The 19,822-nt window shown below is 61.8% G+C and carries 18 protein-coding genes; 12 read left to right on the forward strand and 6 right to left on the reverse strand.

All coding sequences use genetic code 11. The features are described from left to right. Positions 1–116: 116 nt before the first annotated feature. The 5 genes from WA070_RS19240 to WA070_RS19260 all read right to left on the reverse strand — a co-directional run bounded on the left by WA070_RS19240 (position 117) and on the right by WA070_RS19260 (position 6,075). Positions 117–509 (reverse strand): 4Fe-4S dicluster domain-containing protein, encoded by a 393-nt coding sequence (locus WA070_RS19240; protein WP_422635526.1) that lies wholly within the window; start codon positions 507–509, stop codon positions 117–119. After that, positions 506–2,104: an FAD-binding protein gene (locus tag WA070_RS19245; RefSeq protein WP_422635527.1), complete on the reverse strand. Its 1,599-nt coding sequence runs from the start codon at positions 2,102–2,104 to the stop codon at positions 506–508. The genes WA070_RS19240 and WA070_RS19245 overlap by 4 nt, the downstream gene beginning before the upstream one ends. Next, complete coding sequence (locus tag WA070_RS19250; protein ID WP_422635528.1) at positions 2,101–3,468, reverse strand: LLM class flavin-dependent oxidoreductase; 1,368 nt, start codon at positions 3,466–3,468, stop codon at positions 2,101–2,103. Before WA070_RS19250 ends, WA070_RS19245 begins: the two co-directional genes overlap by 4 nt. Before the next feature lie 97 nt (positions 3,469–3,565). Next, positions 3,566–4,615 carry an aldo/keto reductase gene (locus WA070_RS19255; protein WP_422635529.1) on the reverse strand — a complete coding sequence of 350 codons (1,050 nt, stop codon included), beginning with the start codon at positions 4,613–4,615 and terminating at the stop codon, positions 3,566–3,568. Between the two features lie 107 nt (positions 4,616–4,722). After that, complete coding sequence (locus tag WA070_RS19260) at positions 4,723–6,075, reverse strand: FAD/NAD(P)-binding protein (protein WP_422635530.1); 1,353 nt, start codon at positions 6,073–6,075, stop codon at positions 4,723–4,725. Positions 6,076–6,174: 99 nt separating this feature from the next. Between WA070_RS19260 and WA070_RS19265 the strand changes: the two genes are divergently transcribed. The 4 genes from WA070_RS19265 to WA070_RS19280 are packed head-to-tail and all read left to right on the forward strand — an operon-like array spanning position 6,175 to position 9,434. Continuing rightward, entirely contained in the window at positions 6,175–6,312 is a 138-nt protein-coding gene (locus WA070_RS19265) for a hypothetical protein (protein ID WP_422635531.1), read from the forward strand. A gap of 1 nt (position 6,313) precedes the next feature. Then, the gene (locus tag WA070_RS19270; protein ID WP_422635532.1) at positions 6,314–7,291 is read left to right on the forward strand and encodes an ABC transporter substrate-binding protein; all 978 of its coding nucleotides are present in this window, start codon (positions 6,314–6,316) and stop codon (positions 7,289–7,291) included. A 4-nt stretch (positions 7,292–7,295) separates the two neighbouring features. Further along, entirely contained in the window at positions 7,296–8,477 is a 1,182-nt protein-coding gene (locus WA070_RS19275; RefSeq protein ID WP_422635533.1) for an acyl-CoA dehydrogenase family protein, read from the forward strand. A 12-nt stretch (positions 8,478–8,489) separates the two neighbouring features. Beyond that, the gene (locus tag WA070_RS19280; RefSeq protein WP_422635534.1) at positions 8,490–9,434 is read left to right on the forward strand and encodes a D-isomer specific 2-hydroxyacid dehydrogenase family protein; all 945 of its coding nucleotides are present in this window, start codon (positions 8,490–8,492) and stop codon (positions 9,432–9,434) included. Between the two features lie 4 nt (positions 9,435–9,438). Here WA070_RS19280 and WA070_RS19285 read toward each other — a convergent pair whose 3' ends face one another. Continuing rightward, on the reverse strand, positions 9,439–10,275 hold the full coding sequence (locus WA070_RS19285) for a LysR substrate-binding domain-containing protein (RefSeq protein WP_422635551.1): 837 nt from the start codon (positions 10,273–10,275) through the stop codon (positions 9,439–9,441). A gap of 281 nt (positions 10,276–10,556) precedes the next feature. On the opposite strand from WA070_RS19285, the gene WA070_RS19290 reads away from it, so the two are divergent. From WA070_RS19290 to WA070_RS19325, 8 genes are all read left to right on the forward strand, one after another. Beyond that, positions 10,557–11,375 (forward strand): ABC transporter permease, encoded by an 819-nt coding sequence (locus WA070_RS19290; protein WP_422635535.1) that lies wholly within the window; start codon positions 10,557–10,559, stop codon positions 11,373–11,375. Between the two features lie 2 nt (positions 11,376–11,377). Continuing rightward, positions 11,378–12,172 (forward strand): ABC transporter ATP-binding protein, encoded by a 795-nt coding sequence (locus WA070_RS19295; protein ID WP_422635536.1) that lies wholly within the window; start codon positions 11,378–11,380, stop codon positions 12,170–12,172. Continuing rightward, positions 12,169–12,783: a cysteine dioxygenase gene (locus WA070_RS19300; protein ID WP_422635537.1), complete on the forward strand. Its 615-nt coding sequence runs from the start codon at positions 12,169–12,171 to the stop codon at positions 12,781–12,783. Before WA070_RS19295 ends, WA070_RS19300 begins: the two co-directional genes overlap by 4 nt. After that, complete coding sequence (locus tag WA070_RS19305) at positions 12,780–14,054, forward strand: rhodanese-like domain-containing protein (RefSeq protein ID WP_422635538.1); 1,275 nt, start codon at positions 12,780–12,782, stop codon at positions 14,052–14,054. Before WA070_RS19300 ends, WA070_RS19305 begins: the two co-directional genes overlap by 4 nt. Positions 14,055–14,073: 19 nt before the next feature. Further along, positions 14,074–15,162 (forward strand): LLM class flavin-dependent oxidoreductase, encoded by a 1,089-nt coding sequence (locus tag WA070_RS19310; RefSeq protein ID WP_422635539.1) that lies wholly within the window; start codon positions 14,074–14,076, stop codon positions 15,160–15,162. A gap of 1 nt (position 15,163) precedes the next feature. Continuing rightward, positions 15,164–16,123 (forward strand): ABC transporter substrate-binding protein, encoded by a 960-nt coding sequence (locus WA070_RS19315; RefSeq protein ID WP_422635540.1) that lies wholly within the window; start codon positions 15,164–15,166, stop codon positions 16,121–16,123. 148 nt (positions 16,124–16,271) lie between these two features. Beyond that, the gene (locus WA070_RS19320) at positions 16,272–18,833 is read left to right on the forward strand and encodes a TonB-dependent receptor plug domain-containing protein (RefSeq protein ID WP_422635541.1); all 2,562 of its coding nucleotides are present in this window, start codon (positions 16,272–16,274) and stop codon (positions 18,831–18,833) included. Next, on the forward strand, positions 18,808–19,773 hold the full coding sequence (locus WA070_RS19325) for an ABC transporter substrate-binding protein (RefSeq protein ID WP_422635542.1): 966 nt from the start codon (positions 18,808–18,810) through the stop codon (positions 19,771–19,773). Before WA070_RS19320 ends, WA070_RS19325 begins: the two co-directional genes overlap by 26 nt. Positions 19,774–19,822: the final 49 nt, after the last annotated feature.

Consider the following 19,822-nt stretch of genomic DNA (forward strand, 5'->3'; position numbering starts at 1 on the left):
TTTACGCTGCCTTAGGGAGCCGGAGGCCTGCGGTTCCAACGCGCAATGCATTACGGTCTATGCGTATTTTCAAAGCATTGAGGCCTACTCAAGCCATTTACCGCAGTGGTAATAGGTCAGTCGGCGCTTCTATCGGCATGCCGTGCGGCGTATCGCTTCGTCGCGATCTCCGCGCCTTCGCGCAGCAAGGGACCCAAACGCCAGAAATCCTGCAAATGGCCCTCGCCCGCCGATGCTGGGTGGTCCCAGCCATAGTCATGGCGCAACCGCCCGACATGACCCGACGCCAGCACGGCATCTGGCGATATGACTTCGGCGCTATGCTGGTCTGTTGCGACATAGATAGCGTCCGCGTCGCAATAGAGTTCGCACATGTAGCAGGTCTGGCACTGGTCGATCCGTGCGATCACGGGCGGACCGATGGTGCTGGCGTCGATCACATGGGTGGGGCAAGCGGCCACGCACGCATCGCAGCCGGTGCAGCGATCTGGAAAAATATGCGCGATCATGCTGCGATCTCCTGCGCGACGCGACGTTCCTCGAACCGCGTCCACACCTGGTCGAGGCCTCCGGTCAACAAGCGGCGGGCCAGCGCTGGTTCGACATGGGGCCGGTCATGACGCATATGCATTCCGCGGCTTTCCTCCCGCGCCAGCGCCGCGGCCGTCACCCAACGCGCGCTGGCGACCATTGCAGCCTGTTCGCGCAGGCCAACGCGGGCCAATCCATCATTTTCGGCATGATCGGAAATCTCGCGCCAAACTGAATCGAGCGCGGCCTTCGCCTTCGTCAGCTTTGCCTCGCCCCGCCAGAGCGCGCTGTCATAGTCGATAGTGCCAGCCTGAACGATTGGCAGCACGGATTGCAAATCAACGGCTCGTCTGCCAGCCAATGGCCTCACTCCGGCCTGTCCGACGGGGCGTGCTGGCCGGTCAAGCTGCTTGCCAAGCCTGCGCGCATGCGCCGCAGCAGCAGTTCCCGCAATCCGCCCGGACGTCAGCGCCCATGCCGCATTTTGCGCTCCACCACCGCTAGTTGCGCCTGCCACCAGTTCGCGCGTCGCGCTGTCGCCCGCAGCGTACAGACCTGACACGCTGGTACGGCATGCATCATCTATGATCTGGAGGCCCCCGGTGCCACGCACCGTACCTTCACCAAACAGGCGAATGGGGAAGCGATCCTGAAAAATATCGAGTCCCCGCCGCTCGAAAGGCGTGAGCGACGCGGGCTGAATCCGCCGCAACAGCGTTTTCAGCTGATCGGGCGCATCGCTCAAATCGGCCAGGACAGGCCCGGCGATCATCGCTTTTGCTAAGGCTTTGAGATGTGCAGCTTCGCCACTCATCGGCGGCGGGACGTCGAGTTCCCGGCCCTCGACATCAAAGAAGCGCGCGGCAAAATAGGGCAAGGTGCGGGTCGAGTTCCACGCTGGAGACAGGGAATAGGACACGGAAAACTCCATGCCGGATAGCGCCGCGCCGGCCTCGGCCGCCATCAGATAGCCATCGCCCGTATTGCCATGACTACCGATCAGGCCCGACCGGAAGGCGCAACCGCCCGTTGCCATCACCACAGTCGCTGCCCGTATCGTCCAATCATGGCCAACCATGCGCGCATGACCCGCCGCGCCGGCTACCGACCCATCGTCATGAACCAGCAGTTCGAGCGCGGGATGGTGGTCCAATATGGTGACGCCCGCGTCGCCCGCAAAATGGCGCAACGCGCGCATATATTCCGGCCCCCGCACGCCGCTAAAGAAAGTGCCGCCCTTCCCGTTGCCATCGAAGGGATAATAGGCAGCCAATTGGGGCAGCGTACGCCAGGTTTCCTCCAGGATACGCGCCATCCAGTTGCGCTCGGCCAGTCCTAAGCTGCGGACATAGCGCTCCTCGACCGCCGCTGCGCGCTTGTCCGGGTCAGGCGCGACCCACCAGTGATTTGGTCCGCCGGTCGCGGTTACGCCGCTGGTGCCGACAAAGCCTTTGTCGACAAGCACGACCTGTGCACCCGCTTGCGCAGCCGCGCTCGCCGCCCAGCATGCTGCCATGCCGCCACCGATGATAAGAACATCGGTTGTCAGGTGCAGCCCGTCCTTGCCGCTCATTCCGCCGCGATGGCCTGCGGTTCTCGCGCGCCGGACGCATAGCGGTTTTCCGGCACAGGCAGGCCCAGATGGCCGCGCAGCGTGTCATGCACATAGTCGGTGCGGAACAGGCCGCGCGCCTGCAGGATCGGCACCACGCGTTCGCGGAACAACGCAAAGTCGCGCGGACGGGTTACCCGCAGCAGGAAACCGTCAGCAGCGCGGCCTATGAACCAGCGCTCGATTTCATTGGCGATAGTTTCAGGCGACCCTACGAAATCAGACCGCCACTGGCCGAAACGATAGGCCGCCTCACGCAGCGTCAACCTGTCATCCTGCGCCCGCCGGATGATGCTTTCTGCATGTCCCTTATAGCTGTTGAGCGTCACGCCAGACAGATTGGGAAAGGGGGCGTCCAGGTCATATTGGCTGAAATCATGATAGTTGAAGGCGCGGCCCAACTGAACAAGCAGCTTGTCGATGTCGAGCGCGCCCTGCGCCGCCTGCGCAATGGCCTGCGCTTCCTCATCTGTGTCCGCAATGATCGGGACCAGGCCTGGCAAAATCTTGATGAGGTCCGGGTTACGACCCAGAGCGGCCGCGCGCGCTTTCAAATCGACATAATAGGCGTGCCCCGTCTCGAAATCCTGCGCGCTGGTGAAGGTGCCCTCGGCGATGGCAGCGCCCAGATTGCGACCTTCGCTGCTGTCGCCCGCCTGGAAGATAACGGGCTGCCCCTGCTGCGAGCGGCTGAGCGCCAGCGGCCCCGCGACCGCGAAATGTTGACCCTTATGATCCAGGCGATGCTGCTTGCGCTTGTCCAGGAACAGACCTGCTTGCCGGTCACGGGGGAAGGCGTCATCTTCATAACTGTCCCACAGGCCCTGCACGACATCGACGAATTCACGAGCGCGGGCATAGCGCAGCTTATGATCGAAATGCTCTTCGCGGCCATAGTTGTGAGCCGCACCCTCCAGCCCGGTAGTGACGACATTCCAGCCCGCTCGTCCGCGACTGATCTGGTCGAGCGAACCGAACTGACGCGCGACATTATAGGGCTCCCAATAGGAGGTGGTCAGCGTGCCGACCAGCCCGATGCGCGACGTCGTTGCGGCGACCGCCGACAGCAGGGTCAGTGGTTCCAGCCGGTTCAGGAAATGCGGCGCTGTATCGGGCGTAATATACGGCGAATCCACCACGAACACGAGGTCGAACTTTGCCGCTTCAGCGAGGCGCGCATTGTCTATATACCAGCCGATGTCGATGCTGGCGTTGCCGGGCAGCTCTGGATCGAGCCAGGAGCTATGATCCGCGCCGACGCCTTCCAGTATCGCGCCCAGATGCAGTTGCCGCCCAGTCGCGCCAATCTCGCTTGTGTCGCTCACGCTCTTGTCCTTTTCTAGATCAGGACTGGATCATTAGGTCAGCGGCAAGCACAGGAATAACGAGGGCTTCTCATAGACTGATGGGAATAACTGATCGTCAGGGGCAGGGATCTGGGATTTCACGATAGACCCCCTCGATCGCAGCTATGGCTTCATCAGGCAGCTTAAGATCGGCACTGGCGATATCGATCTTGAGTTGATCCAGACTGGTCGCGCCGATGATCGTGGCCGTTAAGAATCTGCGGCTGTTGACGAAGGCCAGCGCCATCTGTGATGGGTCGAGACCGAAGGCCTGGGCGATCGCCACATAGCGCGCGCTGGCGACCGGCTGGTTAGGTAAATCATATCTTACAAATTGCTTCGAAACGTCACGGCGCGATCCGGCCGGAATGACGCCGCCAAGATATTTCCCGCTCAGGTTACCGCCTGCAAGTGGCGAATAGGCAAGCAGGCCGACATCTTCGCGCAGCGCAAACTCGGACAGGCCCTGTTCGAACGTGCGATTGAGCAGATTATAGGCGTTCTGGATCGATGCGACACGCGGCAAGCCTTTGTCCCGTGCCAGGCGCAGATATTCCGATAATCCCCATGGCGTCTCGTTCGAAACGCCGAACGCACGGATTTTGCCGGCCTGGACGAGATGTGCCAGCGCGTCGAGTGTGTCCTCGATCGGCACGGTGTCCGGGCCATCGTCGATCCGATCGAGCCCGCGCCGGCCAAAGGATGGGACGGTGCGATCGGGCCAATGCACCTGATACAAGTCGATATAGTCCGTTTTCAGCCGGGCAAGACTATCCTCTACGGCCTGCACGATGTTGCGCCGGTCGAGCCGGTTGTTACCACCCCGGAAAGATCGGATCGGATCACGCGTCGGTCCTGCGACCTTGGTCGCCAGAACGATGTCGTCGCGACGCCCACGTTTTTCGATCCAGTTGCCGATATAGGTCTCGGTGAGAAATTGCGTATCCTTGCTGACCGGGGTCACAGGATAGGCTTCGGCTGTGTCGATGAAATTGACGCCCTGCCCGACGGCATAATCCATCTGCTCATGGGCTTCTGCCTGGCTATTCTGCGACCCCCAGGTCATCGTTCCCAGGCAGATGAGGCTGACTTTGATCTCGGTGCGGCCAAGCGTGCGATAGTCCATGCGTCGGTGCATCCTTGTTGTTGCTTGGTTGCTGCATAGTCCCGCCGGGGGAGAAGAAAAGTCGCGGGACGGTGGTTGAGCAGAACTCAACAAGCCGTCAACGGATCTTATAACCCCTCGGCTTCGACCCAATGCGCCCCGGTGATCTGCCGTGCGAGGGCCCATACCTGTCGCCGGATGTCCGGCACCGCGACGATTTCCCAATGCGCGCCGCGCGTCATGGGGCCTACGACAAACAGGCGAGACTGCGCCGATCCGCCGCGTGCTATAGCGTGGCATTGCCGGTCTACATCTATACCAATGGCCAGTTGGTCGGGCCGGATCAGCCCTTGTGCAAACAGATTTCGCAGCAACGGGTCGGTTGTCCGCCGCAGGTCTCCAAGAGGACCTGTACAGTTGACTACTCGCGCAACTGTAAGCCGCTTGGCTCCGTCCTGTCCGCGATCACGTATATCGACCGCGACCGCGCCGTTTTGGAGCGCAGCCGCCAGCACCTTGGCGGCGCGGATGTCCAGCCTTCCTTTTGCCTGCATCGCCTTCAGCCGTGAAGCGACAGGTGGTGCGATGCGATGACGATGGACGTCCCAATAGGGACGCAGATGGCGAAGGAAGCGGCCACGTTCCGCATGCGACGCAGCGCGCCACATGTCGGGCGTGAACGGACGCAATTCATCGATGGCGTTGCGCCAGCCTGTCTCGTCCGCACGCCGACGCACTCTGTGCACCAACCTCGACAGGCTCCCCTGCGGCCGCTCCTGGCATGGAGCAAAAGGCGGTGCCGGGGCATGGCTTTGCGGGGCGAGGCCGCGCCGTGACAGCGCAATGATCCGTCCCCTAAAGCCAGCGCTGTCGAGGCTGAGCGCACAATCTACGGCGGTCAGCCCACTGCCTAACAACAAAATGCTATCTGTATCGGTCAGCCCTTCGGCCAGATCAGCGGCCCAAGGGTCATCGGCATAGGCAGGGCCGTGGAAATCGGCAAAGGCAGGCAGTGTATGCGGAGGCAGGTTGCCTGGCGCAATGATGACGCTATCGGCTGCGACCATCTTACCCGATCCCAGTAGCAATCGCACGCCGCCCGGATCGATCGCTAGGTTGATCGCTTCGTCACTCAGTACGGTCAGTCGATCTCCGGCCAGGAGACGCGCGTCCTCCAGCATCGCGCAAAGATAAGCGCCATAATCGCGGCGCGTTGCAAAACTGCTTTCCTGTCCCAAACCATGCTGCATCAGCCAGTCAACAAAATGACCGGGTTGATCGGGCAGCGCGCTCATATTGGCCGCACGCACGTTGAGGATATGCTCCGCCTGCGCCGCACCATAGGCAAGGCCGCGACCCAGGCGACCCAGATCACGCTCAATGAGCGTCACGCGAAGCGCGCCATGGCGCAGCAGGTTTATCGCCAGCAGCGTGCCGCTGAAACCGCCGCCTACGATGGCGGCATGGTCGACCTTCATCATGGATCAAGCATTTCTAATATTTGGCACAGCATTGCTTGTGAGACTTATCTCTACCTTTGCAATAGATAAAGCCTTTATCTGTATCGCTGAAGGACAACCATGGCATTATTGCATTCTCTCAAGGCCCGCTGGCGTCGCCTGCGCGAGACTGCGCACCGCGAATTTCTGCGCGATCCCAACGTGATCCTGTTCGAGCGTGGCGTCGAGCCCGGTCAGAGGGGCGAGGCAAGCCGCTGATATGTGGCCGAGACGCCAATTTCTGGGTGCCGGGGCAGCGGCCTGTCTGATGCTGGGCAGTTGTGGCCGCGATCAGCGCGAACGGCCCCGGTTGCGTGTTTCCATTACGGGCAAGGGCGAGGGGGATACGCGCCTTCTGTTCAAGGCGGCAGGGATCAGGCCGGAAGGCTTCGATTTGCACTATAGCGAATTTCAGTCCGGTCATCTGGTGATAGAGGCGCTGAATGGCGGCTCGCTCGACTATGGCGGAATGAGCGAAATTCCGCCCATCTTTGCAGCCGCTTCCACCATCCAGAGCTTCCGCCAGATCGCCATCGCCCATGGCGATGTCAACAACCAGGTCGTATTGGTACCAAAGGATTCCAGAGCGCGTTCGATCGAGGATCTCAAGGGCAAGCGCGTCGGCTATGTCCGCGCCACCACGACCCAATATTTCCTTATCCGCATGCTGGAGGAGGCTGGCCTTGGCTGGGACGACATCATTCCGGTCGCCATGGGCGTGACAGATGGTGCCGCGGCCTTTTCGCAAGGTGCGCTGGACGCTTGGGCGATCTATGGCTTCCCGATCCAGCGCGCGATCGCGACCGAGGGCGCGCGCATCCTGCGCACGGCCTATGGTATTTTGTCGGGCAACTATCTGGTCGCTGCCCATGTCGATGCGCTGGCCGACCCTGATATGGCGAAATTGATCGGCGACTATCTGGGACTTGTCCAGAAAGCCTATGGATGGGCCGCCACACATCGGCAGCAATGGGCGAACATCATCGCCCAGGATATTGGCGTGCCGCGCGAATATGTGCTCGACCAGTTCAAGCGCCAAAGCGCGAGCTATGAATTGCGGCCGGTCACTGACGCCGCCATTGGTTCGCAGCAGCAGGTCGCTAACCTCTTTTTCAAACAAGGCCTGTTGCCCAAGGCGGTAGACGTCCGCCCGCTATGGGACGCCCGTTTCAATTCCGTCATTCCAAAGAGAGGCTGAGACCATGGCCAGCCAGCCAAAAATCATCGATTCTGTTCCCTTCGACACGCCGGTGCCCGCCGAGCTGCTCGACCATATTACCCGACAGCTCGGCAGTACCGCAGAGCGCTATGACCGCAGTGGCGAATTCCCCCGTGCGAATTTTGACCTGCTCGCGCAGGAGGGGCTGATCGGCCTCACCGTGTCGCGCGAACTGGGTGGGCGTGGCGCGTCCCTGTCCGAAGCGATCCGCGTTTTGGCGGCCGTTGCGAAGGGCGAGCCTTCCACCGCTCTCATCCTTTTCATGACCTATCATTATCATGCCAGCCCCGCGCGAGCGCAGGGCTGGCCGAAAGCCATCTACGATCGCCTGGCACGAGACGCCGTTGCGGGCCGTGGGCTGATCGGCGGCCTGCGGGTAGAACCGGAGCTGGGTACGCCCGTGCGCGGCGGTCTTCCCGCTACCATTGCCCGACATACCGCCGATGGTTGGGCGCTGACCGGCACGAAAATCTATTCCACCGGATCTACCGGGCTTGATTGGTTCTCTGTGTGGGCGAAAACTGACGAAGAAAATCCCCGTGTCGGCAATTTCCTGGTGAAAGCCGACAGCGCTGGGATAGCCATCGAACCGGTCTGGGATCATCTGGGCATGCGGGCGACCGTCAGCCACGCCGTGCATTTCGCAGATACTCCGACGCCAATTGATCATGCCGTCGATATTCGCCGACCTGAACAATGGGCCGTCGGCGCTGGCGATCCGGGGCTGGCGATCTGGAACGCATTGTCGATTTCGACGATTTATGATGGCGTGGCGCGGGCTGCGCGTGATTGGCTGCGCGCCTATCTCAACGATCGGGTGCCAACCAATCTTGGGGCATCGCTCGCCACTCTGCCGCGTGTGCAAGAAAAATTTGGCGAGATCGAAACGCTCCTTCAGATCAATCACACGCTGATCCGCGACGCAGCGGGCCGTTTTGACCACGGCTCACCGCCGAGCGCGGTGGAGGTGAACAATATCAAATATGTCACCACCGCCAATGCGGTCCGCGCGGTCGAAATCGGGCTTGAACTGACGGGCAACCCTGGCATCAGCCGGAAAAACCCGCTCGAGCGCCATTATCGCGACGTGCTGTGCAGCCGCATCCATTCGCCTCAGACCGACACGATCCTGATCGCGGCCGGCCGCGCAGCCCTTGGCAATTAGAGGGACACGGCCATGTCGCTGATCATTGCCAGCCAAATGGAGGAGGATTTCAACCGGAGGCTGGGTCAGCATCCGTCCGCCCCCACGCTGATCGATGTGGCGGAGGACGAGCCCTGGACCGCCGCCAGTGAGGCGGACATATTGCTCGTCCGCCCATCGCAGGCCTGGCGGCAGTCGCTCTATGCGCGGCCCCATATCTGGCCGGGTCGCCTGAAATGGGTCTATAGCGCATCGGCGGGCGTGGATTTCTACCCGGACTGGCTGCTTGACGCGCCGCTCGTCACCTGCGGGCGGGGCGTCGCGTCGGAAGAGATTGCCGATTATGTCGTCGCCGCCATCTACGCTTATGCCAAAAATCTAGAAGCGGTAACGGCGCGTTCGCGTGCGCAATGGGTCCACGCCCCGCTCGGCCGGGTGTCAGGCACCACCATCGGCATTGTCGGCCTTGGCGCGATCGGCTGCGCGGTTGCCCGGCGCGGGCTGGCTTTGGGCGCGCAGGTCATCGGCGTCCGCCGTGTCGGCACGCAATCAGGCCTTACCGGGGTCGAACTTGTGCGCGATATCGAAACATTGTTGGGACGCGCCGACCACATCGTCATCGCCGTGCCCGCAACCCCGGAAACCCGTTATCTGTTCGATGCGGCTTTATTGGCAAAGGTGAAGCCTGGCGCGCACCTCATCAATGTCGCGCGCGGCACCGTGATCGACCAGCCTGCCTTGGTCGATGCGCTCGATCACGGCCCGCTTGGCTTTGCTACACTCGACGTGACCGAACCGGAACCACTGCCCGAAGGCCACATCCTCTACACCCATCCCCAGGTGCGCCTCACCCCGCACATCTCCAGCAACCACATGCTGGTCCGCCACCGGTTGCTGGAAAAGGTGCAGGAAGATCTGACCCGCTTCGTGCGCGGAGAACAGCCCACCGATATCGTTGATCCGGCGCGGGGCTATTGACGATTCAGAGCGCCTGGACCGTCTCCCGCGCCAGTTCCGCCAGACGATTCGCCGCCTTGTCCAGCCGGTCCCCGGCACGCAGGATCGCGGCTACGCGGGGTAGCGACGGCAGGCGATCATGATCCAGGATCGCGTCTTCGCCCAGGAACAAGTGGGTGCGGCAGGTGATGCCCAGTCCTGCGCCCACGGCGGCCTTCAATGTCGCCAGATTGGGCGTCTCCACCGTGATCCGCCATTGCAGACCGGCATCCTCCAGTGCGCGGATCGCTGCCTCGCGGAACCGGCACGGCTCTTCCAGCACGGCGAGCGGGATGACCTCGCGCTCCACCAGCGCTGCTTCACCATACCAGCTCATCGGCGCGACGGTCACCGCATGGGGGTCGTTAGGGGCCGCAAAGCCCAGCAATATGTCCAGCTCACGCCGGTCGAGCAATGTCTGCAACTCCGCCGTCCCGGCAACGCGCGCGTAGATTTGCGCGTCGGGATGCAGTTCGGCAAAGCGCGAAAGCAGGCCAGTGAGCAGTGTATCGGCAAAATCCTGCACCATGCCGATACGCGCGGGACCGGCAAAGCGCCCCGCACTGACCGCCGCGACCGCTTCATCGTGGAGGTTTAGCACCCGCCGCGCATAGTCCAGCAAGACATCACCAGCACTGGTCAGCGTAAGCCGCCGCCCTTCGCGCAGGAATAGCGTCTGCTGCACCAGTTCCTCCAGTCGCTTGATCTGAAGGCTGAGCGCGGATTGGGTGACGAACACCTGTTCCGACGCATTCAGCATCGACCCGGTGTCGACGATGGCGACAAAGCTACGGAGCAAATTGGTCGGCAGATTGACCGGCACGATGGACCTCACACATTTAAAAGAAGCGTCTGCCGTCATCGGCCAGTGCCACCGATAGCGCATGGCTATATATCTATCAAAATAGTAGAGATTGTTGCGGCCCATCAAAATCTTGGGCCGACGACTGATAGCCAGAAATCCCCGATATTCCTGGATCTGCAAGCCATGAAGGGCTCCCAATCCCGACCTATAAATTTTCCCAATAGGTCACCCATCCAAACTCAATTGAATTGGTAGAGAATTCATGTTGGGCTTCTGACCATATTCACAAGGGCGAGACTATGACGGCTGCGACGATAGGAAACAGAGGATCGGCATATACTGCCCGACGCGCTTTCTCGCTTTCGAGATTTGGCGGCCGCTGGCTATCGCCTGTCCTTCTCTTGCTCCTGTGGGAACTGGGATCGCGCAGCGGCCTGATCCCGGAACGGACGCTTGCCGCGCCTTCGGCGGTACTCGGTACGCTACTGGAAATGGTGGTGTCGGGCGAACTCCCATCCAATCTTTTGGTATCCTTTGTCCGTGTCGCGGCCGGGCTTCTGATCGGTGTCAGCCTGGGCCTGGGCCTGGGCCTCATCGCGGGGCTGTCACGCGCTGGCGAACTCGCCGTCGATCCCCTCATGCAGATCAAACGGACTATCCCAGCCCTCGCTCTTACTCCGCTCTTCATCGTGTGGTTCGGCATTGGCGAAACCCCCAAGATTGCCCTGATCGCCTTCGGCACCGTTTTCCCTGTCTATCTCAATCTCTACAGCGGTATCCGCGGAGTCGATCTGCGCCTGCTTGACGCGGCCAAAAGCTTCGGCCTGAGCCGTTGGGAACAGGTCTGGCACGTCATTCTGCCCTCCGCGCTGCCTTCGTTGCTCGTGGGACTGCGCTACGCCCTGTCCGTATCCATTCTGGTGCTGGTCGTAGCCGAACAGATAAACGCCTCGGCAGGGCTTGGATATCTCATCAATAATGCCCGCGATTTCATGCGGACCGACATCATTGTCGTCTGCCTCATGGTCTATGCCATTCTGGGCCTTAGTGCCGATTGGCTGGTCCGTTCGATCGAAGCCCGCGCCCTGATCTGGCGCCCCAGCATAGTGGAGCAATAAGCATGGACGCTCGCCTAGGATTTTCCGCGCTGCAGAGTGCTGCCATTCCCGACTCTCCCCACCCTGAGCCGGTGGTGCGGCTCCGCAATTTCATACGCCGCTTTGGTGCCAATACGATCATCGACGGGCTTGACCTGGATATCGCACCGGGTGAGTTTATCGCCCTGCTCGGTCGCTCCGGCTCTGGCAAGACCACGCTGCTGCGCACGCTGGCTGGCCTCGACGAAGTAGGCGGGCAGGATGTCGAGGTTCCTACCAGCCGCGCCGTCGTCTTCCAGGACGCACGGTTGTTACCCTGGAAACCGGTCTGGAAGAACGTCGCGCTCGGCCTCAAGGGCGCGCAGCCACGCGAACGCAGCGAGGCAGCGCTCAAGGAAGTCGGTCTCGGCCATCGTCTCGACGCCTGGCCACTCACCCTCTCCGGCGGTGAATCGCAGCGCGTCGCGCTGGCCCGCGCGCTGGTGCGCGAACCCAAATTGCTGCTTCTCGACGAGCCCTTCGCCGCACTCGACGCGCTGACCCGCTACCGGATGCACGATCTCGTACTCTCGCTCTGGCGCAAGCATCGCCCCGCCGTGCTGCTCGTTACCCATGACGTCGAGGAAGCGATCGCGCTCGCCGACCGGGTGCTGGTCCTCGATTCCGGCCGTATCGTCGCGCAGGAACGCATCACCGCCCCGCGCGGCGAGCGCGCCGGCTTCGCCCAGCGCCTGCGGGAAAAGCTGCTGTCGCATCTGGGTGGTGACGATCATGACGATGCTGTCGTCCCATTCCCGATCGCTGAGGCAGCGGAATGAACGCGGTCACGGCGATCGACCGTCCCGTCCAAATGGACCGGCTGCGTGGCTTCGTCACGGCTTTTGCCGATCTGCTGGCCGCCACGCGTGACGAAGGCGCGATCCTGCAAAGCGGTGCCGCGCTGCTTACCCGGCTGATCGCAAAAGACGATTGGCTGCCCGATGCCTTCGCACGCCCGAACCCCGATCGTTACCAGCAATATCTGCTCCACTGCGACAGTCGGGAACGTTTCAGCGTCGTCAGCTTCGTCTGGGGGCCGGGCCAGTCCACTCCGATCCATGACCATAGCGTCTGGGGTCTGGTTGGCGTGCTGCGCGGTGTCGAGAAGGTCGAGCGCTTTCGTCGACTGCCGACCGGCGGTCTGATCAACGAGGCCGAAGACTATCTGCGCGAGGGTGAGGTCGACGCCGTCTCCCCCCGCATCGGCGACATTCACCGTGTCACCAACGCTCGCCCCGACGCGCCGTCCATCTCCATCCATGTTTATGGCGCCAATATCGGTGCGGTCGAGCGCGCCACCTATGCCCTCGACGGCACGCCCAAAAGCTTCATCTCGGGTTACGCCAACAGCGTGATCCCCAATCTCTGGGACAGATCGAAAAGCACATGACCACTGATACACTTGACCGCACCGCGACCGCGACCCCGCAGGACATCCGCCGCGCCCTACTGATCGGCAGCGAAATCGCGCTGATCGACGTGCGCGAGGAGCATGACTTCGCCCAGGGTCATCCCCTGTTCGCCGCGCAAATCCCGCTCCGCCGCATCGACGAGGAGGCGCGCTGGCGCATCCCCCGGCTCGAAACGCCTATCGTTGTCTATGACGATGGCGCCAAGGAAGATGGGGGTCTGGCGCGCAAGGCGGCCGTTCGCCTCGAAGCTTTGGGCTATACCGACGTGCGCGAACTGGACGGTGGCCTGTCGGGCTGGCGCGAGGCGGGCTATGAACTGTTCGAGGACGTCAACAGCTACTCCAAGGCCTTTGGCGAACTGGTTGAACATCGTCGCCACACCCCTAGCCTGCCCGCTGAAGAAGTGCAGGCGCTGATCCGGGAAAAGGCGGACATCGCCATCCTCGACGCCCGCCGCTACGATGAATATAACACTATGAGCATCCCCACCGGTACGAGCGTGCCTGGCGCGGAACTGGTGCTGCGCGCGCGGAGCATCGCGCCCGATCCCGACACGACGATCATCGTCAACTGCGCGGGCCGCACGCGCTCGATCATCGGCACACAGTCTCTGGTCAATGCCGGTCTGCCCAACAAGATCTATGCGCTGCGTAACGGAACGATCGGCTGGACGCTGGCGGGGCAGGAGCTGGAAACCGGCCAGACACGCGTCGCACCCGACATCGACCATCAGTCTGCGCAAGAGGCTCGCGCGCATGCGCGCGACGTCGCCTATCGCGCCGGGGTGAAGCGCATCGGCTGGGACGAGCTGGAACAACTCAAGGCCGACACCAGCCGCACGCTCTACCTCTATGACGTACGCCAGCCGCGCGAATATGAAAGCGGCCATCTCCCCGGCTTCCGCAACGCGCAGGGCGGCCAGCTAGTGCAGGAAACGGACCACAACGCTCCGGTGCGCGGCGCGCGTATCGTCGTCACCGACGATGTCGGCCCGCGCGCGGACATGACCGCGTCCTGGCTAGCGCAGTTGGGCTGGGACGTATCGATCCTCGACGTCGATTGGTCCACCGTCGCGCTGGAAACCGGCCCTGATGGTGCCCCCACGCCACGCACGCGCGAAGGCCGCTACAAGCGACCTTATGAAGGCACCGATAATCAGGCCGAAAAAATGCAGGCCTATCTCGACTGGGAATATGGCCTCGTCGCCCAACTGGAACGCGACGGAACCCACGGCTTCTTTGTCATCTGAATTTTTGCAGGAGGCTCCCATGAGCGTCAAGTTTATCGGCTATATCGGTTTCAACAACGGATCGGAAACGCAGGCTGCGGTGCGCAGCCGCGCGCTCGACAAGGAATATGTCGAGGCAGCGGCAAGGGCACAGGAAGAGGGCGGGTTCGACCGCGTTCTCATCCCCTTCGGCTCCAACAGTCCGGAAAGCCAGATCGTAGCCGCCCACGCCGCCGCCATCACGACACGGCTCGGATTCCTTGTCGCCCATCGCCCCGGCTTCACCCAGCCGACCGTCGCCGCGCGCCAGCTTGCGACCCTTGACCAGCTGTCGGGCGGTCGGGTTGCGGTTCACATCATCACCGGCGGCGCCGACGATGAAATGGCGCGTGACGGCGACACCAACAGCGTCAAGGCGGAGCGCTATGCCCGCACCGACGAATATCTCACGATCTTGCGGCAGGAATGGACCGCCGCCCAGCCCTTCGATCATCAGGGGCGCTTTTACGCTGTGCGCGGCGCCTTCAGCGCGATCAAGCCTGACAATCTGCCGGTATTCTTTGGCGGCTCGTCGGAGGAAGCCATCGAGGTGTCGGGCCGCCATGCCGATGTCTATGCTTTGTGGGGTGAGACGCTTGAGGCCGTGCAGGACACTGTGCGACAGGTGCGCCGCGCCGCGGCGCGCCATCGTCGAGACCCGGGCTTTTCCCTGTCGCTGCGCCCCGTGATTGCGGACACAGAAGAAGCCGCCTGGAAGCGCGCGGCCGAGATAGAGGAACAGGTGCGGGAAAACCGCCTGGCCGCCGGCTTGCCGATCTCTGGCCATCGCCCGCCCAATGCCGGGTCGTTGCGCCTGCTCGATACCGCCAGCAGCAACCGGCGCGACGCCCGCCTGTGGACCGGCGTCGCCGCGCTGACGGGTGCCGCCGGCAACAGCACCGGCCTTGTCGGTACGCCTGAACAGGTCGCCGACGCCATGCTCGACTATTATGACGTCGGTATCGACCACTTCCTGATCCGCGGGTTCGATCCGTTGGGCGATTCCATCCTTTACGGTCGCGAACTGCTGCCGCTCGTGCGCGCGAAAGTCGCCGCGCGCGACAAGGTCCGGCTGGCGTTAGCGAGCTGACATGGAAAAAAAGACAGTCGCCATCCTGTCGGCGACCCTTGTCGCGGCGGCAGGCATAGCGTTTGCCGCCGCGACTTTTAACCGGTCCAGCGAACCGGTTTTACGGGTCGCCAACCAGAAAGGGCAGGTCAAGTCCATGATGATCGCCTCAGGTGCGCTGGAAGGCGCGCCCTACACGGTCGAATGGTCGGAATTTCCAGCAGCCCAACCGCTCCTTGAGGCAGTCGGCAGCGGAGCGGCAGACCTGGGACTGGCGGCCGATGCCCCTTTCATCTTCGCCTATCAAAGTGGCAGCCCGGTCAAGGCGATTGCCGTGCAGGCTCCTGTCAATCAGGCTGCCGATGCGCTGGCCGTGCTCGTCAAGAACGGTTCGCCCGTCCGCTCGGTGCAGGATCTGGCGGGCAAATCCGTCGCCACCACGCGCGGATCTATCGGTCATCACCTGCTGCTCCAGGCGCTCGAACGCGCCGACATCCCGGTCGATCAGGTTCGCGTCACCTTTCTGCCACCGGGCGACGCCAAGGCTGCATTCGACAGTGGGGCGATCGACGCCTGGTCGACTTGGACGCCCTATACCAATGTCGCGATCAAGGAAGGCGCACGCGCGGTCGTTGACGCGAAAGATTATGGCCTGCCGCTCTATATCGACATCGCAAACGCTGATGCGATTACACCCAAGCGCGCGCAGCTGGCCGATTTTCTGAAGCGGGAAGCCAAGGCCGTGGCCTGGGCGCGCGCCCATCCGGACGCTTTCGCGCAGGTTCTGGCGAAAGAAACCGGCCTGCCGCTCGACATCGCCCGTGCAAGTTTTGACCGCAACAACCGACTGTCGCGCCCGATCGACGCCAGCATCATTGCCCATGAACAGGCCATCACTCGCCGGTTCCAGAAAGCTGGCCTCACCGAGGGCCAGCGCGATGTGAAGCAGGCGTTTGACGGCAGTTTTGGAACAGAGAGATGAAACTAAAACTGTTGCACCACAAATATAATGTGGAAATTAGTTTTAATCATAGATGAAAATCTAAATTCATTATTCCAACGCAACAATAGAAATTAGATCGCCCCATCTAAATTGGGGATAGTAAATCATGAAAAATATTGGGTCTTATTTGACATCATCTGCGATCGCTGCGGTTCTCTTGGCCAGTGTGCCAGCGGCGGCACAAGGCGACGTGTCGGCGCGGCCGGATACCGCAACCGCCGCCGACGCAGGAACCATCATCGTCACAGGCGTGCGTGGCGCGCCGCGAACCGTCGCGGAAAGCCCGGCACCGATCGATGTCGTCAGCGCGGACAAGCTTCAGGCCACAGGGTCTGCCGAGTTTGGCGAGGCGCTGTCCAAGCTGCTGCCGTCGCTTAATTTCGGCGCAACCCACGCGGGCGTCTTCTCGATTGGTCGGCCCGTTACCAATCGCGGCCTTGCGCCTGCCTATACATTGGTGCTCGTCAATGGAAAGCGCCGCCATAACGGCGCGTTCCTCAACAACAGCACGGCCGATACATCAGGCGCTAACCCTGTCGATATCGATCTTATCCCAACAGCGTCGATCGACCGGATCGAAGTGCTCAAGGACAGCGCGGCCGCCCAATATGGCACTGACGCCATTGCCGGCGTCATCAACATTCAGCTGTCGGAAAAGGAAGGGCTGAGCGGCGACTTCACATACGGCACCCTCTATGAGGCCAATGGCGAGCCCGACAGTTGGAAGGGCACGATCCGCTATGGCACGAAGATCGGCGATGACGGTTTCCTGACGCTCAGCGGTGAGATCCGCAAGCGCGGCGGCGCATGGTGGAACCTGCCTGCTACCGATACCAATCTCTATGGCCTGCCTGCCGGACGCACCATCGATCAGGTCGTCGCGACCAGCGGCCTGACCCGCGATCAGGTGGTAGCGAATGTCGCCGCCGCGAACGCGCGTAACGCCCAATGGGATCGCGATGGCGCGCATAATGGCGATCCGCAGATCAAGGCATTCAACCTCTCCTATAACGCGCAACTGCCCGTCACCGACAATGTCACGCTCTATAGCTTTGGCACCTATGGCGAACGGGACGCCCAGGTCGGCAATAATTTCCGCCGCCCTAACAGTACTGCGAATTTCACCGCCCAGTTTCCCGACGGCTATTATCCGCTCAACAATATCGACGAGAACGACTTTCAGTTCGTTGGTGGCCTGCGCGGCGAATTGCTGGGGTGGGATTATGACCTGTCCTCGTCGTTCGGGCGCAACTACAGCCATCAATATTCCAAATTGTCGGTGCGTCCCTCCCTGGGTCCCACAGGCCCGACCGAGTGGCCAAACCTTGCCAATTTCGAATTTCGCCAATGGACGCATAATGTCGACCTGACCCGGGAGTTCGAGATCGGTCTGGCGCGTCCTCTTCAGGTCTCGGTCGGGGGCGAATATCGTCTGGACCGTTTTCGGACCTTTGCGGGCGATCCGCTCGCCTACGAACCGGCAACCTACACGTTCAAGCCGGGTGATCAGCAATATGACTGGAACTTGGGACGTATTGCGTCGCCTGTCGTCCAGGGCGCGATCGTCCTCTCGCCGGCGGACGAAGCGGACATCAGCCGCAAGGTCTATGCAGGCTATGTCGACCTGGGCATCTACCCCCTTGACGCCTGGTATATCGGCGCTGCCCTGCGCGCGGAACATTATAGCGACGGATCGGGCAGCCCTGTCGGCCTCAAACTCAACAGCCGCTACGAATTGAGCCCCGCTTTTGCCATTCGTGGTACGGTCGGTACGGGCTTCCGCGCGCCCTCGCTCACCCAGATCGGCTATGCGCAGACGGACGGGCGCACCTCCTCCTTCTTCAATGCGGCGACAGGACAGACAGAATTGCGACCGACCGTTGCCAAGCTGGTGACGGCGGACTCAACCGTCGGTCAGCTCCTGGGTGCCAAGCCGCTCAAGGCGGAAAAGACCTGGAACGCTGGTCTGGGTGTCGTATTCACGCCTTTGCCTTCGCTCTCGATCACGCTCGATGGCTATTATATCCGCATCAACGACCGCATCGAACGCACCGGTCGCCTGTTTGGCACGGGCATTTCCGCAATCCTGGCCGCCAACGGTCTGTCGGATATCGAGCAGGCCGAATATTTCATCAACGCTGCCGACACCACGACCAAGGGCTTCGATTTCGTCGCCGACTATTCCACGGGCCTTGGCGATTTGGGCAAGCTCGGCGTCACGCTGGCATTCAACTATTCCCGGACCAAGGTGACCGACGTCGTCGCGACTCCGTCGCAACTATTTGCCGCCAACGGTACGTCCCTGCTGGGCGCGGGATCGGTATTTTTCGGCGGCGACAAGATCGGCGAACTGGAAGTGCTCCAACCGCATACCAAGCTGGTGAGCACGCTGAACTGGTCGAAAGGCATCTTCGGGCTCAGCCTGACGAACACACGCTACGGCAAATATACCCAGCGCACGGCAGCGGGCGATGACCGCTATTTCGGTGCCAAGATCATCACCGATGCAACCATCAGCGCAAAAGTGACCGACTTTGCGACGCTGTCGGTCGGGGCCACCAATCTTTTCGATGTTCGGCCGGAAACCAACGGACCGGGCAATCCCCAGACGGGACAGGGCTATTATGGCCCCTCCCCCTTCAACCCCGCAGGCGGATATTATTATGGGCGCATCGCGCTTAACTTCTGATCGCAGAACGGTTCTTGCGGGCCTTGCCGCGCTCGGCCTCGCCGCATGTGGTGGGGCCGGGAAAGGCGGTCGGACCAGACTTGTCCTGGGCGATCAGGTCCACCTCCTCCAGTCCAAGGCGGAAGCAGCCGGGGTTCTCGATAATCTCTCCTATGATATCGAGTGGGCGAATTTCGTCGGTGCCGCTCCCCTGCTGGAAGCCCTGAACGCAGGCGCGGTTGATACCGCGCCTGCGGGCGATATGCCGGTGGTGCTGGCGGCCGCGGCTGACGCGCCGCTCAAGATCATTGCCGCAAGCCAGTTTTCTACACGCAGCATCGCCCTATTGGCTTCAAAAGGGTCTTCGATCCGGAAAGTCGCGGATCTGTCCGGGCGCCGGGTTATCATATCCAGTGCACGGGGCAGCATATCGCATTATCTTCTGCTCGAAGCGCTCAAGGAAGCCAGGGTCGATCGGCGCAAGGTCGAGATTGGCTTCATGCTCCCTAACGACGCCGCAGCGGCTTTTGCCGCAGGTCAGATAGAAGCATGGGCAACTTTTGGCACCTACCAGATCGCCGCTGAACTGGCCGGTGCCCGGCTACTGCGCGATGGAGGGGGGATCAACAGCCCCTATGCTCTCATCGCCGCATCGCAAAAAAGTCTGGACGATCCGGCGAAACGCGCTGCCTTGCGCGACCTTACTGCCCGGCTGAAAAAGGCAGCTTCATGGTCGCAGGCAAATCCTGACGCCTATGCAGCGATTTTCCAACGGCAGACCAAAGTCGATGTCGAAGTGGCCCGCATCATGGCGGAACGCCAAAACGGTTTGTTGGTGGCACCCGATGCAACGGTCGTTGCACCGCTGCAGCGCGTCGTCGATCGTTTCTACGCCGATGGCGAATTGCCTGCCCATGTCGATGTCGCGTCGATCGTGGATGCCGGGATTTTCCCCGGATGAGCATTCGCCCCACTCACTTCAGTTTTCCTCATTGGGCGCTGCCCTGCCG

It is taken from the genome of Sphingobium sp. (assembly GCF_049304695.1).
Lineage (GTDB): Bacteria > Pseudomonadota > Alphaproteobacteria > Sphingomonadales > Sphingomonadaceae > Sphingobium.

Excerpts from the sequence above, each read along its gene's own strand:
- WA070_RS19240 (WP_422635526.1), bottom strand. The coding sequence starts at position 509 with ATGATCGCGCATATTTTTCCAGATCGCTGCACCGGCTGCGATGCGTGC.
- WA070_RS19245 (WP_422635527.1), bottom strand. The coding sequence starts at position 2,104 with ATGAGCGGCAAGGACGGGCTGCACCTGACAACCGATGTTCTTATCATC.
- WA070_RS19255 (WP_422635529.1), bottom strand. The coding sequence starts at position 4,615 with ATGGACTATCGCACGCTTGGCCGCACCGAGATCAAAGTCAGCCTCATC.
- WA070_RS19260 (WP_422635530.1), bottom strand. The coding sequence starts at position 6,075 with ATGATGAAGGTCGACCATGCCGCCATCGTAGGCGGCGGTTTCAGCGGC.
- WA070_RS19265 (WP_422635531.1), top strand. The coding sequence starts at position 6,175 with ATGGCATTATTGCATTCTCTCAAGGCCCGCTGGCGTCGCCTGCGCGAG.
- WA070_RS19270 (WP_422635532.1), top strand. The coding sequence starts at position 6,314 with ATGTGGCCGAGACGCCAATTTCTGGGTGCCGGGGCAGCGGCCTGTCTG.
- WA070_RS19275 (WP_422635533.1), top strand. The coding sequence starts at position 7,296 with ATGGCCAGCCAGCCAAAAATCATCGATTCTGTTCCCTTCGACACGCCG.
- WA070_RS19280 (WP_422635534.1), top strand. The coding sequence starts at position 8,490 with ATGTCGCTGATCATTGCCAGCCAAATGGAGGAGGATTTCAACCGGAGG.
- WA070_RS19290 (WP_422635535.1), top strand. The coding sequence starts at position 10,557 with ATGACGGCTGCGACGATAGGAAACAGAGGATCGGCATATACTGCCCGA.
- WA070_RS19295 (WP_422635536.1), top strand. The coding sequence starts at position 11,378 with ATGGACGCTCGCCTAGGATTTTCCGCGCTGCAGAGTGCTGCCATTCCC.
- WA070_RS19300 (WP_422635537.1), top strand. The coding sequence starts at position 12,169 with ATGAACGCGGTCACGGCGATCGACCGTCCCGTCCAAATGGACCGGCTG.
- WA070_RS19305 (WP_422635538.1), top strand. The coding sequence starts at position 12,780 with ATGACCACTGATACACTTGACCGCACCGCGACCGCGACCCCGCAGGAC.
- WA070_RS19310 (WP_422635539.1), top strand. The coding sequence starts at position 14,074 with ATGAGCGTCAAGTTTATCGGCTATATCGGTTTCAACAACGGATCGGAA.
- WA070_RS19315 (WP_422635540.1), top strand. The coding sequence starts at position 15,164 with ATGGAAAAAAAGACAGTCGCCATCCTGTCGGCGACCCTTGTCGCGGCG.
- WA070_RS19325 (WP_422635542.1), top strand. The coding sequence starts at position 18,808 with ATGGGCGCATCGCGCTTAACTTCTGATCGCAGAACGGTTCTTGCGGGC.